The organism is Micromonospora sp. WMMD729 (assembly GCF_049315225.1).
In the GTDB taxonomy this organism is placed as follows: Bacteria; Actinomycetota; Actinomycetes; order Mycobacteriales; family Micromonosporaceae; genus Micromonospora.
In genome coordinates this window covers 2,504,263-2,518,242 of sequence record NZ_CP186059.1, presented here as the reverse complement: position 1 = coordinate 2,518,242, position 13,980 = coordinate 2,504,263, and the positions used below count along the sequence as shown (strand labels likewise).

The window sequence follows — 13,980 nt, the reverse complement described above, 5'->3', positions numbered from 1 at the left end:
GTCGGTCGTGGTGGTGTCGGCGACGGTCACTGGCACGCCTCGCAGGACTCGGGGTTCTCCAGCGAGCAGGCCAGCGCCTCGGCGTCGACGGCGACGGGAGCGAGGGGCGGCACCGCGCTGACGGTGGCCTGCTGGATCCGGGTGGCCGGCCGGGACCGTAGGTAGTACGTGGTCTTCAGCCCGGACTTCCAGGCGTACAGGTACATCGAGGAGAGCTTGCCGATGGTGGGCGACGCCAGGAACAGGTTCAGCGACTGGGACTGGTCGATGAACGGCGCGCGGGCGGCGGCCAGGTCGATCAGCGCCCGCTGCGGCAGCTCCCACGCGGTACGGAACAGCTCCCGCACGTCGGCCGGCAGCTCCGCGATGGACTGCACCGAGCCGTCGGCCCGCTTGATTGCCGAACGGATCTGCTCGGTCCACCGGCCGCGGGCCTTCAACTCGCGCACGAGAGCGGTATTGACCTGGAGGAACTCCCCCGACAGCGTCTCGCGCTTGAACAGGTTGGACACCTGCGGCTCGACGCACTCGTAGCAGCCGGCGATCGAGGCGATCGTCGCGGTGGGCGCGACCGCCACCAGCAGCGAGTTGCGCAGCCCGTACTCCCGCACCTGCTGGCGCAGCGCGTCCCAGCGCGCGGTCTGCGTACCCTCGACTCCCCACAGGTCCGGTTGCAGGTCCCCCCGCGCGGCCCGGGTCTGCGCGAACGCCGGGTGCGCGCCGAACCGGCGGGCCAGGTCGGCGGAGGTTTCCAGCGCGGTCAGGTACAGCTCCTCGCTGATCCGCGTGGACAGCTCCCGGGCGGCCGGCGCGTCGAACGGCAACCGCAACGCGAAGAACACGTCCTGCAGCCCCATCAGCCCGAGCCCGACCGGCCGCCAGCGGGGATTGCTCGCCGCCGCCTGCGGGGTCGGGTAGTAGTTGATGTCGATGACCCGGTCGAGGAACGTCACCGCCGTCCGGACGGTGGCACGCAGCCGTTCCCAGTCGATGCCGTCGTCGGTCAGGTGGGCGGCGACGTTCACCGAACCGAGGTTGCAGACGGCGGTCTCGTCGTCGCTGGACACCTCGACGATCTCGGTGCAGAGGTTGGAGAGGTGCACCACGTTGCCCGGCTCGGCGGTCTGGTTGCACAGCCGGTTGGACGCGTCCTTGAAGGTCATCCAGCCGTTGCCAGTCTGCGCGAGGGTCCGCATCATCTTCCCGTACAGCTCGCGGGCCGGGACCTGCCGCACGTAGCGGCCCTGCGCCTCGGCGGCCCGGTACGCCGCGTCGAACCGCTCTCCCCACAGGTCCGGCAGTTCGGGCACCTCGTTCGGGTCGAACAGGGACCACATCTCGTCCGCCTCGACCCGGCGCATGAACTCGTCCGGGATCCAGTTGGCCAGGTTGAGGTTGTGGGTACGCCGGGCGTCCTCACCGGTGTTGTCCCGTAGCTGGAGGAACTCCTCGATGTCCGGGTGCCACGGCTCCAGGTAGACGCAGGCCGCGCCCTTGCGCCGGCCGCCCTGGTTGACCGCCGCGACGCTGGCGTCCAGTGTGCGCAGCCACGGCACGATGCCGTTGGACTGTCCGTTCGTGCCACGGATCAGCGCGCCCCGGGACCGGACCCGGGAGTACGCGATGCCGATGCCACCGGCGAACTTGGACAGGCTGGCGACCTGGGCGTAGCGCGCGTAGATCGAGTCCAACTCGTCGCGCGGCGAGTCCACGAGGTAGCACGAGGACATCTGGGTGTGTCGGGTGCCGGAGTTGAACAGCGTCGGCGAGCTGGGCAGATAGGCGAGGCTGGACATCAGCCGGTAGAAGTCGATTGCCTCGTCCGGGGCGCGGGACAGGCCGCAGGCCACCCGCAGCAGCCAGTACTGCGGGGTCTCCAGCACCTGGCGGCTCGTCGGGTGGCGCAGCAGGTACCGGTCGTAGACCGTGCGCAGGCCGAAGTACTCGAAGCGGCGGTCGCCGTCGGCGTCCACGGCGTCGTCGAGCACCCGGGCGTGCGCGGCGACGAACGCGGCGGTGTCGTCGCCGATCAGGCCCTGGGCATGAGCGGTCCGGATCGCCGCGCTGAACGACGCGATGTCCTGCCGGCGTACCTCCCGGTCCACCTCACTGGCGAGCAGCCGGGCGGCGAGGCGCGAGCACTGCGGCTCCACGCCGATCAGCTCGGCTGCGGTCTGGATGGTCAACCAGGACAGCTCGGCCGTCGTCGCGCCGTCGTACAGGCCGCTGATCGTACGGGTCGCCACCCGCATCGGGTCGACGTCGGGCAGATCGTCGGCCCACCGCTCGACCGTCCGCACGATCCGGTGCACGTCCACGGCCTCGGTACCGCCGTCGCGGGTACGGACCCGCACGGGAACCGAGCGCGGGGCTTCGCCGTTGACCGGGACCACCTCGGTGACTGTCACCACTTGCTCCTCGCGAGTTCGGGACCTCCAGGGCCCTCGGACACGAGGAGACCGACACCGTCGAACGCCACGCCCGTACGGCATGGGTCGGCTGGCGTCGGCCGTCCCACGCGGCCTCGGACCACCGCGCGCCCGGGCTCGGGTACGCGGCGCGCTGGCAGGTCTTCGGACTCGCGGGCGCGCCCGGGCATACCCGGTCACCTACTGGCCGTCGCTTCCCAGGCCGGTGGCCCAGTGCCGATGACGGCGGTCGTTCCCACTCACCGCTGCGGGGCAGTCCCGGATTTCCACCGGGTTCCCTCTTGCCTCGGCCACTCCTGACGAGCGACCGAACCAGCTGCGGTCGACACCATATATAGGGGCGGGCACGTTTGTCACACCCCACATGTCGGGCTCGGCGTGTCGCGCTCAACGGTGACGGCCGTCGTCGATCGGTCCATCGGCCGGCGTTGCCGCCGACCGCCGCCATCGGCTTGACCGACCCATCCGGCCCGGATACGGTCGACCCACTATCTGCGGCGACGCGAGGGAAGCCGGTGAGAATCCGGCGCGGTCGCGCCACTGTGAGCGGCCCCCAGCCCGGGGGTTGCGAGCCAGGACGCTCGCTCGTCCGCAGCCTTGCGATGGGGACGCGTCATCCCCGAGGAGGTTCGTCACGCATGTCCAGTTCCACGTCCAGCCAGCCGCTGGCGCACCCCGCTGTCCCGACCCGTCTGCTGTGGACGGTGCTGGCCACCGTCGCCGCGCTCGCCCTGCTGACCTACCTCGTCGCCTTCGACCAGGGGGCGGTCTCGCGCAGCGGGACGTACCTGCACGAGCTGATGCACGACGGCCGGCACCTGCTCGGTGTCCCGTGCCACTGACCGGCACCGCACCCACGTTCGTCACGGTCCTGCTGCGCGGGCTGCTCGCCGGCCTGGTGGCCGGCCTGCTCGCCGGGACGTTCGCCTACGTCGTCGGAGAGCCACACGTCGAGGCGGCCATCGCCATCGAGGAGGCGGCCACGCACGCCGAGCCCGCCGCCGACGGGCACCAGCACGGCGAGGACGCCGTGGTCGGTCGCAACGGGCAACGCGGCGGTCTTTTCCTGGCCACCGGCCTGTTCGGAGTCGCCATGGGCGGCCTGTTGGCCACCGCGTACGTCCTGCTCGCCCGTCGTCGGCGCACCGTCGACGACGGCCGGTCGGGGCTGCTGCTGGCCGCCGGCGCGCTGCTCGGCGCGGTGATCGTGCCGTTCCTCAAGTACCCGCCGAATCCGCCGGCCGTCGGCGACCCCGCCACCATCGACCAGCGCACGGTCACCTACCTGCTGATGGTGGTGCTCGGCCTGGTCGCGGTCTGGTCCGGTTCGCTCGGCTACCGATCGGTGGGCGAGCACGCGCCGGTCTGGCTGCGGGCCAGTGCCGCGGTCGGTGGGTTCCTGCTGGTCACCGTCGTGTCGTACGTGGTGCTGCCGTCGTTCCAGGAGGTCCCCGGTGACTTCCCGGCGACGCTGCTGTGGAGCTTCCGGCTCGCCTCGCTCGGCACCCAGACCGTGCTGTGGACCGGGATCGGCCTGCTCTTCGCCGCCCTGATGCACCGGCGGCTGGCGGCCGCCGGCGCACGACTGGCCGGGTGAGCGTCACCCGCCTACGGCTGGTTGCCCACGGTCACACCGCGGCCCTGCGGCAGAACCGGTTCGGTGGAAACGACAACCTGGACGAGGGCGGCCGGCGGGCCGCCCTCGCCCTCTCCCCCGCCGACACCGGCCGGCGGGCGGGCGACACCGTGGCATGTCTGTCCAGCCCTGCGGCGGCGGCCGTCGAGACCGCCGAGATCTTCGGCCTCGCGCCCACCGTCGAGGCGGCGCTGGCCGACTGCGACTACGGCGACTGGACCGGCCGACCCCTCGCGGAGATCGCGGCGGAGCGGCCCGACGCGCTGCGCGAGTGGCTGTCCACGCCGGACGCCGCGCCGCACGGTGGTGAGTCGATCGTCGCGCTGCGACGGCGCGTCGGTCGGTGGCTGGACGCCCAGCGTGGCGTCGGCCGACGGGTCACGGCCGTCACCCACCCGCTCGTGATCCGGGTCGCGCTCGTGCACGCCCTGGGTCTGCCATTGGCGACGTACCGGCAGTTCGACGTCGCGCCGCTGGCGATCGTCCACCTCACCGACCACGGCCCACACTGGCACCTCCGCCTGGACGCGGCGCCGGCATGGGCGAAGGGGTGACGAACCTTCACCACGGCCCCTGTCGAGCTGCCCCAGATTCGGGGCAGCCGGACCGGAACGGATGTCGGGCGGGCCGTGGAGCACGGCCCGCCCGACTGAGGTGCTCCCGGCTTACTTCGTGCCGGTGACCGTGAACGGTTGGGACACCGTCGCCTTCGAGCGGGCCCCGGACAGCGTCACACTGGTGACTCCGGGCTCCATCGAATCCGGAACGGCCACGGTCCCACCGGCGACGATGCCGTCACCGTTCGCGCGTACCGTGCCGACCCGACGACCGTCGCCGAGGCTCACCGTGATCGTCTCGTTCGGCGCGAAGCCGGCACCGTCGACGGTGATCGCCGTGCCGCGCGGCGCGGTCGGTGTGGGCACCGTCAGGCGCGGCTGGTAGGCCGGGTCCGCCGAACCCGCGCTCACCTGCACGGTCGCCGTCGCCGGCATGCTCGACGACGCTCCGGTGGCGCGGACCGCGTACCGCCCCGGCGGCGTGTCCCCGGAGGTCGGGACGGTCGCGCGGACCGTGCCCGTCGCGGACGCCGAGACCGTCACCTCGCGGGTGGTGCCGGCCGCGAGGCCCACCGTCACCCGCTCGCCGGCGGTGAACCCGCTGCCGACGACCGTGACCGCGTCACCGGCGGTGACCGACTGGGTGCCGGACACAGCGAGGGTGGTGGCCGCCCCGGCCGGCCGGACCGTCACGGTGAACGTGGCGGTGCTGCTGGACAGCGTGTCCCACGCGGTGACGCGCACCGTGTAGGTGCCCGCGCCGGCGTAGGTGTGCCGGCCGCTCAGCGCGCCGTCCGCGCCGACCGTGGCGTCCTGCGGAACGCTGCCGTCGCCCCACTGGACGCGGGCCCGGTAGCCGGTGGTGTCGGGGACACCGCCGGTCACCGATCCGAGGTTCGCCGTGAGGACCTGCCCGGCGTCGACGCTCTGGCCGCCCGGAGCGCTGGCTACCAGCGCGGCGGCCGGAGTGCCGTCGTCGGCGACGGCGAACACGTGGATCCGGCCCGCCGAGCGCGGATCGCCGGTCTGCGTCGGCAGGGTCACCGACACCAGCGTCCTGCCCGCCGGGATCTGGTACGGCGTGGTGGCGAACAGGAACGGCTGGGCGCCGTCGCGGCTGGTGCCGCTGAGCCGGTACGCGGACTTCGCCACCACGATGTTGCCGTACGACGGCGTGCCGTTGGCGTTGCCGCCCAGCGTCCAGTCACTGAACCGGATCGGAACGCTGGCGGTGCTGCCGTCGCTGAAGGTCGCCGTGCCGGTGGTGTCCTGGTTGCCCTGCGTGCCGGCGCCGATGAACGAGATGCTCGTGGCGTCGGCCGGCAGGCGCAGGGCGATCGTCGCGCCGTTGCCGGTGGCGTTGTCCGGCTGTCCGGCCGGGACCTGCGGCAGGGTGAAGCCCAGCGCGGTGCCCGGCACCTGGTGCCGCTGCCCCCGGGTCACGCCGGCCGCCGCCAGCGCGGCCCGCGAGTACGCCCACGACTTCGCGTCGCAGTCCGCCGCGAGGGTGCCCTCGTCACCGACACACACGGTGTCGAACGCCGCGGTGAGGCTGGACTTCGCCGCGTACGCGACGTCGACGCCGACCGTCACCGAGCCCTGACCGACGCCGTCGGTCACCGTGACGCTCGCCTGGTGGTACCCGGGCGTGGCGTAGGTGTGCTCGCCGCTGACCCGGTAGACCTCCCGGGAACTCAGCGTCAGCGTGCCTTCGGTGGCCGGTGAGCCGTCGCCCCAGTCGATCGTGGCGCGGTAGTCGTCGGCGACGCCACCGGTGACGGTGGCCAGGGCCAGCGTGACGGGCGCGCCGGAGCGGGCGTGCGCGCCGTCGGTGGCGGTCACCGTGATGTCGCCGCCGCCCAGGTCGAGGTCGCCGCCGGCGAGCAGTTCGATCTCGGCCAGGTTCGGTTGCGCCGCGCCGACGGTCTTCGTCACGACCAGGCGGAACCGGGAGTACCGCCCGGGCTTGTCGATCCGGAACGGCCGGGTCTGGTTGCGCCAGCGGAACACCTCGTCCGCCCGCGAGTCCAGCGTGTTCCAGGTGAGGCCGTCGGTGGAACCCTGCAACCGCCAGTCGGCCGGGTCGCCCGCGGCCGCGCCGGAGGTGATCGTGTAGTAGGTCGGCTGCTGCCGGCCGCCACGGGTGGTCCAGCCGATCTGCGGCGTACCCGACGACGCGGTCAACTGGGTGGTGGACGAGTCGTCGAAGAGCGTCGACGCGTCCTGACCCGTACCGACGGTGGCGGTGCCCAGACCCGGCCCGGTGACGTCCTGCAACGGCTGCGGTACGGCGTTGCCTTTGGTCAGCGACGGGGGCGCGGCGTCCGGACCGGTGCCCCACGAGGACGGGTTCGGTCCCATCTGGAAGTCGATCGTGCCGCCCTTGGCGAGCGCGGACACGTCGACGGAGACGGCGCGTTGCTTTTTGCCGTTGACCTTCACGCTCTGCACGTACACGTTGCGGTTGTTGTTGTTCGCGGCGTTGACCACGATGTCGCCGGTCGGGCGGTGCACGGTCATCCGGGTGAACTGCGGCGAGCCGATAGCCCAGTGGGTCGAGCCCGCCTGCAACGGGTAGATGCCCAGCGAGCTGAGCACGTACCAGGCCGACATCTCGCCGTTGTCCTCGTCACCCAGGTAGCCCTGGCCGATCTCGCTGCCCACGTAGAGACGCCGCAGGATCTCGCGCACCGCCGCCTGCGTCTTGGCGGGAGCGCCGGCGACGTCGTACAGGTACGGGATGTGGTGCGACGGCTGGTTGCTCATGCCGAGCTGCCCCATCCGCACCGCGCGGGCCTCGATCATCTCGTGGATGACGCCGCCGTAGCCGCCGGGGCGGTCGGCGTTCTCCGGCGTGGCGAAGAAGGTGTCGAGCTTGTCGCGCAACCTCTGCTGCCCGCCGTACAGGTTGATCAGGCCCCGGGGGTCCTGCTGCGCGGTGAACGCGAAGTTCCAGCCGTTGGTCTCGGTGTACACCCCACCCCAGTCCAGCGGGTCACCGGCGAGGAACGTGCCGGCCGCGTCGCGGCCCTGGAAGAGCTTCGTCTTCGGGTCGAAGAGATGGACGTAGTTGCGGGCCCGCTCCAGGAAGTAGCGGGACTCCTCCTTGAGCTGGTCGCGTCGGGACTTCGGCGTGGCCGGGTCCTTGGCCAGCGCGGCGGCCATGTTGCCGATGCCGTAGTCGTTGATGTAGCCCTCCAGCGCCCACGACACCGACTCGCCGGTGCTGGTCGGCGTGTAGCCGAGGAACAGCGACGTCTCGATGCCCTTGCGGCCGACCGCGCCGCGCCCGGAGGCGACCGTCGCGTCCTTGACGGCCGCGTCGTACGCCGCGAGCGGGTCGGGCAGCTTGACCCCGGTGAGGTACGCCTGCGCCAGGGCCACGTTCGCGCTGGTGCCGGTCATCAGGTCGGCATAGCCGGGCGACGACCAGCGGGCGATCCAGCCACCGTCACGGTAGTGCTGGACGAACCCGTCCGCGATCCGCGCGGCGACGTCCGGGTAGAGCAGCGAGTACGCGGGCCACACCGTGCGGTAGGTGTCCCAGAACCCGTTGTTGACGTAGATCTGCCCGTCGACGATCTTCGCGCCGGTACGGGTGGCGGTCGACGTGCCGGTCGGCGCGGACACCGGGCTGGCGTACTGCCAGCGCGGGGCGGCGGCGGTGCCGGTGTTCTCCGACTGCGAGTTCGGGTAGAGGTTCAGCCGGTACAGGTTGGAGTACATGGTGACCAACTGCGTCTCGGTCGCGCCCCGCAGCTCGACCCGGCCGAGGCGGTCCTTCCAGGCGGCGGTGGCGGCGTCGCGGATCGCGTCGAAGCTCCGGCCGGTCACCTCCAGGTCGAGGTTGCGCCGGGCCTGGTCGACGGAGAGGAACGAGGTCGCGATCCGCATCGTGACCTGCCGGTTCGCGGCGACGTCGAAGGTCGCGGACGTCGCGGTCACCGCCGTCGGCGCCCGGTCGAACGTGCCGGACACGAACATCCGGCTCCGCCCGGCCGAGAGACCGCTTCCGTTGTCGACCCAGCCGGTGAACGTGCTGTCCGTCCCGATGGTGAAGGTGCCCTTGGCGAAGACGAGACTTCCGGTGGACGGTCCCGGCCCGAAGGTGAACCGCATGATGCCGGCGTGGTCGGTCGGCGTCATCTCGGCGACCAGGCCGTTCTGCAGCGCGACCCGGTAGAGGTCCGGCCGTGCCGTCTCGTCCTCGTGGCGGAAGGCCAGCGCCCGGCCGGCGGGTGACCCGGTGAGCGGCCCGTCGCCGGCCACCGGCATCACCGACATCTGGTTGCGGTCGCCCATCCACGGGCTGGGCTCGTGGGAGATCGCGAGGCCCTGCAGGGTGGGCAGGTTGGCGGCGTTGTTGGCGCGGTGGTAGTCGTACTCCCAGGAGTCCGAGGTCGCGTCGGTCACCGGGGTGAAGAAGTTGAACCCGTTGGGCACGGCGGTGATCGGCAGGTTGTTGCCGCGCGAGAACCCGCTCGTGGAGTTGGTGCCACGGCGGGTGTCGACGTAGTTCGTCAGCCGGGAGCCGTCGATCGCAGCCGGGCTCCCGGTCACCTCGACGTCGTCGAGCCACCCCTGGAACAGGGTCTCCTCGGTGGCCTGCGGGTCGTCGTACGCGAGCAGGATGCGGTCGATCGTCTTGCCGCGCGCGACGGCGCCGAGGTCGGCGCTGACCGCGTTCCACTGGTCGGCGAAGAGCGCCTTGGCCGCGCCCTGACCGGCCGGCGTCAGCGAATTGCCGTGCTGGTCGACGGCCGAGCGTCCACTGAGGTAGCTGCCGTCGGTGAAGCGCAGGTCGACCGAGGCGTAGGTGGACGGGTAGCTGGCGTCCTGGCCGGTGAACTCGGGGAAGATCCGGTACGACAGGCGGGTCTTCGGCCCGACCGGGATGTCGACGTCGAACAGCTTGTTCGTCGCGTACGAGCGGCCGCCGGTCTGCGCGCCACCGTGGTAGCGCAGCGCGGCCAGCCCGGTGAAGCCGACGCCCGGCTTCGTCGTGTAGCCGCCGACCGGCCCGGGGCCGATCTCGGTGACCATGGGAGTGGCCGGCGGTCGGACGTCCGAGCCGTCGCTGATGTCCCAGCCGGCGAGCTGGGTGAGGGAGTCGCCGGAGTTCGCGGAGATCGCCAGCCGGTACCAGCCGTAGGCCGTCGTGTTGGTGACGCCGTACCTGTTGGTGGCGAACCGCTTGGCGAACCGCTGCTTCGTCTGGCGGTCCAGGTCGACCCAGGTGCTGCCGTCGGTGGACCCCTGCAGGGTGAAGTCGCGGGGGTCGCGGCCCGGCTCGTCGTCCGCCGAGGTCAGCGCGTACCGCTTGACGACCGCGGGCTCCGCCAGTTGGTACGTCAGCCAGGCGGTCGGTTCGAACGCCAGCCACTTGGTCGACGGGTTCCCGTCGGTGAGGTTCGCCGCGATCTCGTTCGGCGGGTTCTGGGCGCTCGCGGTGGCGGCCTCGACCCGGCCGAGCAGGCTGCCGGGCAGGTTCGCGTTGCTCGACCCGCTGAGGTTGCCCTGCACGGGCCGACCTGAGCGGTCGACCTCGACGGTGCTGGTGGCGGGCTGCGGGTCGGCCGATTCGAACGAGGAACGGAAGTCGCCCGGGGGCAGGGCGCTGGGCGCGGCGCCGGCCGGCGGCGCGGCGACGACCATCCCCAGGGGAAGCAGGACGGCGGTCGCCGCTACGGCTATCCGCAGGGAGACGGCGCGCGCACGGGGGAGATACGGCATGGGGGCGGACCTTTCGACTCGATCCGTTCGAGGACGTCGAGCGTCTGGGTGAGGGGGCGGTGGTAGTGGACGATCAACCGGGTCTGACATCGTTGTCATCGGGCGTGCCTGACAAGCGAGGGCAGATCAGATGGATGTCGGGCAGATGCTGCCGCGCAACCACGGCCATGTCAATGGGTTGATCGCCGCGAAACCCGAGCACGGCGTCCCGGGTGGACTCCCGGCCGCTCAGCGACCGCCCGCGGCCAGCTCGGCGACCATCCCCTCGCAGCTCCGCACGACCACCTCCGCGCCCCGCCGTTGGGTCAGCGGCAGCAGCGGATCCTCGGCCCGGTCCCGCCACCGCCACTGGGCATCCACGGCGGCCTCCCAGAGCCGCTGCGCGGTCGCCTCGTGCTCGACACCGAGCCGGGCGGCCAGGGAGACGCCGTCGCCGCCGACCAGCCGCTGTGCCTCGGCGGCCAACTCGGCGTCGAACCCGAGACGGGCGTTGCGCAGGGCCACCAGCAGGCGTAACTCACGGAACTCGTGCGCGCCGGCCAGGATCTGCTCGATGGCCCCGACCAACTCGTCACTGCCCCGGACCGGCTCGGCCCGCACCAGGGACTCCACCGCGGCCAGCGCCGAACGGGCCTTGAGCGCGTCGCGCCGGTCGACGAAACAGCGGGTCATCGACTCGCGCAGCTCGGTGAGCCCGCTGCGCCGGATCAGTTCGGCCGACATCGTCACCCGGGTGTCGAACCCGCCGCGCACCAGGGTCGTCGCCAGCCGGACACCGAAGAGGCCGAGCCGGTCCAGCAGGCCCGCGCGTACCTCGGGGTCGAGGCGTACCGGCAGGTCACCACGGACGAAGCGGTCGGCGGAGAGCAGGTGGGGCTCCAACTCGGCGCGCGGTACCCCGGCCAGCGTCGCCAACGCGGCGAAGTCGGACTCGCCGAGCAGCCGACCCGCGAGGCCGACAGCCCCACTGCACGCCACCACGTTGGCGACCAACGCACCCACCCGGGGATCCCGGTGGTGCCGGCGGGCCAGCTGTCGGGCGGTGAGCAGCCCGTCGATCCGGCCGCCGCCGACCTCGTCCGCCCGGGACAACACCATGATCACGTTGACCGGGGCGGCCTGCCCGACGGCACTGTCCCGACCGGACTCCAACACCCGCAGATCACTGTCGCGGCCGTCCCGGGTCAGGAACAACACCGCGTCCGCGTCGGCCAGCACGCGATCCAACACCGGGGCGTGTCCCTGCTCGTCGACCGTCCCGAGCGCCGGAGTGTCGATCAGCGTCACCTGCCGCAGCGCCCGGGTCGGCCAGCGCACCACGATGTCGCGTACCTCCCCGGCCCGCCAGCCGAGATCCACCCGCATGCCCGTCGCCGACTTGACCACCGCCAACTCCTGCGCGGGTTGCCCAACCGGATAGGCGGTGGCCCCCGGCGCCGCGCCGTCCTCGTACCAGGTGAACGCGCCGTCGGCGCCCTCGACCGGCGCGACCTCCTCCCCCATCAGCGCGTTGAGCACCGTGGACTTGCCCGCACGCCACGGCCCGGCGACCGCGATCCGCAGCGGCTGCTCCAACCGCGCGATCTGCCGCCGCAACCGCCCGACCGCCCGCGCGTCGTGCTGGTAGACCTCCAACGCCTGGTGCAACAGCCCCCAGGCCGCCTCGTCCAGCCGCACCCCGACCGTCACGCCCCGGGCTCCAGCAGCACCGGCGTCGACCGGGCGGCGGTGAGCTGCTGGGACTGCTCGTAGAGCGCGGCGAGGCGGGTCATCTTCGACCGGATCTCCCGCTGCCGCTGCTCGCGCAGGGCGACATCGGTGTCCGCCTCCTGCTTCGCGCTGCGGAACGACTGCACGATGGCCTCCTGCAACTCCTCGGTCAGACCCGTGAAGTGGTCCCGCAGCATGCGTTGCACCTGTCGGGCGGCGTCCCGGCAGTCCCGGACCATCCGGACGAAGAACTCGTCGACGTGCCGCTGGATGGCCGTCTTCACGGTCGCCTGCCGGCGGCGCAACATCTGCTTGCTCTCGTCGCGGATGCTCTTGCCGCCGAACAGGGCGCCGATGCCGACCGAGACCGGGTTGATCATCGGCATCCCGGCCAGGGTGGTCGCGAGACCGAACATCAACATGCCGCCGTACGAGCCCTTCATGCCGGTGAACAACTTCTGACCCGTCGTGAAGCGGTCGACCCTCGGCCGTTCCAGATCCGGCAGCCGATCGCCGAGATCGTCCGGCATCGTCAGCGACCAGGGCGGCAGCACGTCGTAGCCGTACCTGTTGAAGTTGGCGGCCACCCGGCGGGCGATCCAGTCACAGCGCTGGACCAGCCACTCGTGGTTGGCCTCCGCGGCCTCGGTGAGACTGCGCGACAACCACTCCTCGAAGGTGTCCCAGGCGACGAGCGGGTCGGCCTCGTCGAACGCCTCGTCCACCGTCCGCAGGATCTGACGGGTCCGGTCCCGCAGGTCGTACTCGATGTCCGAGAGCAGGTCGGCCATCTCGTCGGTGAGGGTGTTCTGCCAGCGCGTCGAGCAGCGACGCAGCTCGTCGACCTCCCGTTGGGCCGCGTGCAGCCGCGAGATCGGCCCGGACTGCTCCTCGGCCTCCTGGGTGGCCAACTCGGCGCGCAGCGGCGCGGCCAGTTGCTCCACCACCGTACGGGCCACCGCCTGCACCGACGCCCGCGCCAGGTGGTCGGCCTTGCCGGTCAGATCCCGTTGCAGGCGGGCGATGAGCGCCGGAAAGCCGGACTCGGCGTTCAGACCACGGTCGTCGGCCGCCGCCGCGCGCAGCCGCAGCGTGGCCGACACCGGGATCAGCGGGGCCGGGATGCCGGCCTCGGCGAGGTGCTGCCGGTTGCGCTCGGCGACCGCCCGCCAGTCCGCCACCAGATCGGTCTTGCTCTGCACCACGACCACGTTCGGTTGCGAGCGCATGACGTGCAGCAGCATGTTCAGCTCCGCCACCGAGAGTTCCCTCGTGGAGTCGGAGACCAGCAGCACGGCGTCCGCGCGGGCCGAGGCGGCCACCTCCGCGCCCGCGCCGAGCGCGGCCACCTCGTCGGTGCCCGGAGTGTCCACCAGCACCAGTCCGCCGGCGAGCAGCGCGCGGGGCACGCCGACCTCGACGTACGCCGGACCGCCGCCCGGCCGACGACCGACCGCGCCGGACACCCCGGCCGCGACCTGGTCGAGCGCCAGGGGGGTGCGTTCGGCGAGCGTCGCCGCCGGCGCCCCCGCGGGCCGGCCGGCCGGCGGCGGCGGTGCCTGGACCATCGTGGCGCAGGCGGTCTCGGCGTGCCGCACCACGGTCGGCAGGACGGTGGTACGACCGTCACCGACCGGGCAGGCCGGCGCGTTGATGATCGCGTTGATGAGCTGACTCTTGCCCTGGTTCGGCTCGCCGACGACGAGCACCCGCAACGTCGGGTCGAGCAGTTGGGCCCGCTTCTGCCGGACCGTCTGGAGCAGATCACCGCGACCGTGTGTCGTGCACGTCCGGGCGATCTCGTCCAGTACGTCCAGCCAGATCCCCGCCATCACCGCACCAAGTGTGCGGATTTCGGCTCAATTAGCAAGAGGTACCGGACGGGAACCGGGGAAGGGCCGGGCCGCTCGACGCG

7 protein-coding genes and 2 riboswitches are annotated in these 13,980 nt (G+C 72.1%); of the genes, 3 read left to right on the top strand and 4 right to left on the bottom strand.

Features of this window, described 5'->3' with window-relative positions:
* Positions 1–26: 26 nt before the first annotated feature.
* A complete protein-coding gene (locus ACN263_RS11470; protein WP_422739779.1) occupies positions 27–2,408 on the bottom strand; it encodes a ribonucleoside-diphosphate reductase subunit alpha in 2,382 nt (793 codons plus the stop codon).
* Positions 2,409–2,547: 139 nt separating this feature from the next.
* Positions 2,548–2,761, bottom strand: a riboswitch (cobalamin riboswitch).
* Between the two features lie 175 nt (positions 2,762–2,936).
* Positions 2,937–3,010, top strand: a riboswitch (cobalamin riboswitch).
* 57 nt (positions 3,011–3,067) lie between these two features.
* On the opposite strand from ACN263_RS11470, the gene ACN263_RS11465 reads away from it, so the two are divergent.
* From ACN263_RS11465 to ACN263_RS11455, 3 genes are read left to right on the top strand one after another with little or no spacing between them, the layout of a single operon-like run.
* On the top strand, positions 3,068–3,271 hold the full coding sequence (locus ACN263_RS11465) for a CbtB domain-containing protein (protein ID WP_422739778.1): 204 nt from the start codon (positions 3,068–3,070) through the stop codon (positions 3,269–3,271).
* On the top strand, positions 3,262–4,026 hold the full coding sequence (locus ACN263_RS11460) for a CbtA family protein (protein ID WP_422739776.1): 765 nt from the start codon (positions 3,262–3,264) through the stop codon (positions 4,024–4,026). The genes ACN263_RS11465 and ACN263_RS11460 overlap by 10 nt, the downstream gene beginning before the upstream one ends.
* Positions 4,023–4,619 (top strand): histidine phosphatase family protein, encoded by a 597-nt coding sequence (locus ACN263_RS11455; RefSeq protein ID WP_422739775.1) that lies wholly within the window; start codon positions 4,023–4,025, stop codon positions 4,617–4,619. The genes ACN263_RS11460 and ACN263_RS11455 overlap by 4 nt, the downstream gene beginning before the upstream one ends.
* Positions 4,620–4,730: 111 nt before the next feature.
* Here the strand turns inward: ACN263_RS11455 and ACN263_RS11450 are convergent, their stop codons facing one another.
* The 3 genes from ACN263_RS11450 to ACN263_RS11440 form a co-directional block, all read right to left on the bottom strand.
* Positions 4,731–10,355 (bottom strand): GH92 family glycosyl hydrolase, encoded by a 5,625-nt coding sequence (locus ACN263_RS11450; protein WP_422739774.1) that lies wholly within the window; start codon positions 10,353–10,355, stop codon positions 4,731–4,733.
* Between the two features lie 228 nt (positions 10,356–10,583).
* Positions 10,584–12,044 (bottom strand): hypothetical protein, encoded by a 1,461-nt coding sequence (locus ACN263_RS11445; RefSeq protein WP_422739773.1) that lies wholly within the window; start codon positions 12,042–12,044, stop codon positions 10,584–10,586.
* Positions 12,041–13,897 (bottom strand): dynamin family protein, encoded by a 1,857-nt coding sequence (locus tag ACN263_RS11440; protein ID WP_422739772.1) that lies wholly within the window; start codon positions 13,895–13,897, stop codon positions 12,041–12,043. The genes ACN263_RS11445 and ACN263_RS11440 overlap by 4 nt, the downstream gene beginning before the upstream one ends.
* Between the last annotated feature and the right edge of the window lie 83 nt (positions 13,898–13,980).

What these genes read in the sequence shown, in the direction of transcription:
- ACN263_RS11440 (WP_422739772.1), bottom strand. Translation starts at nt 13,897, where the DNA reads ATGGCGGGGATCTGGCTGGACGTACTGGACGAGATCGCCCGGACGTGC.
- ACN263_RS11450 (WP_422739774.1), bottom strand. Translation starts at nt 10,355, where the DNA reads ATGCCGTATCTCCCCCGTGCGCGCGCCGTCTCCCTGCGGATAGCCGTA.
- ACN263_RS11465 (WP_422739778.1), top strand. Translation starts at nt 3,068, where the DNA reads ATGTCCAGTTCCACGTCCAGCCAGCCGCTGGCGCACCCCGCTGTCCCG.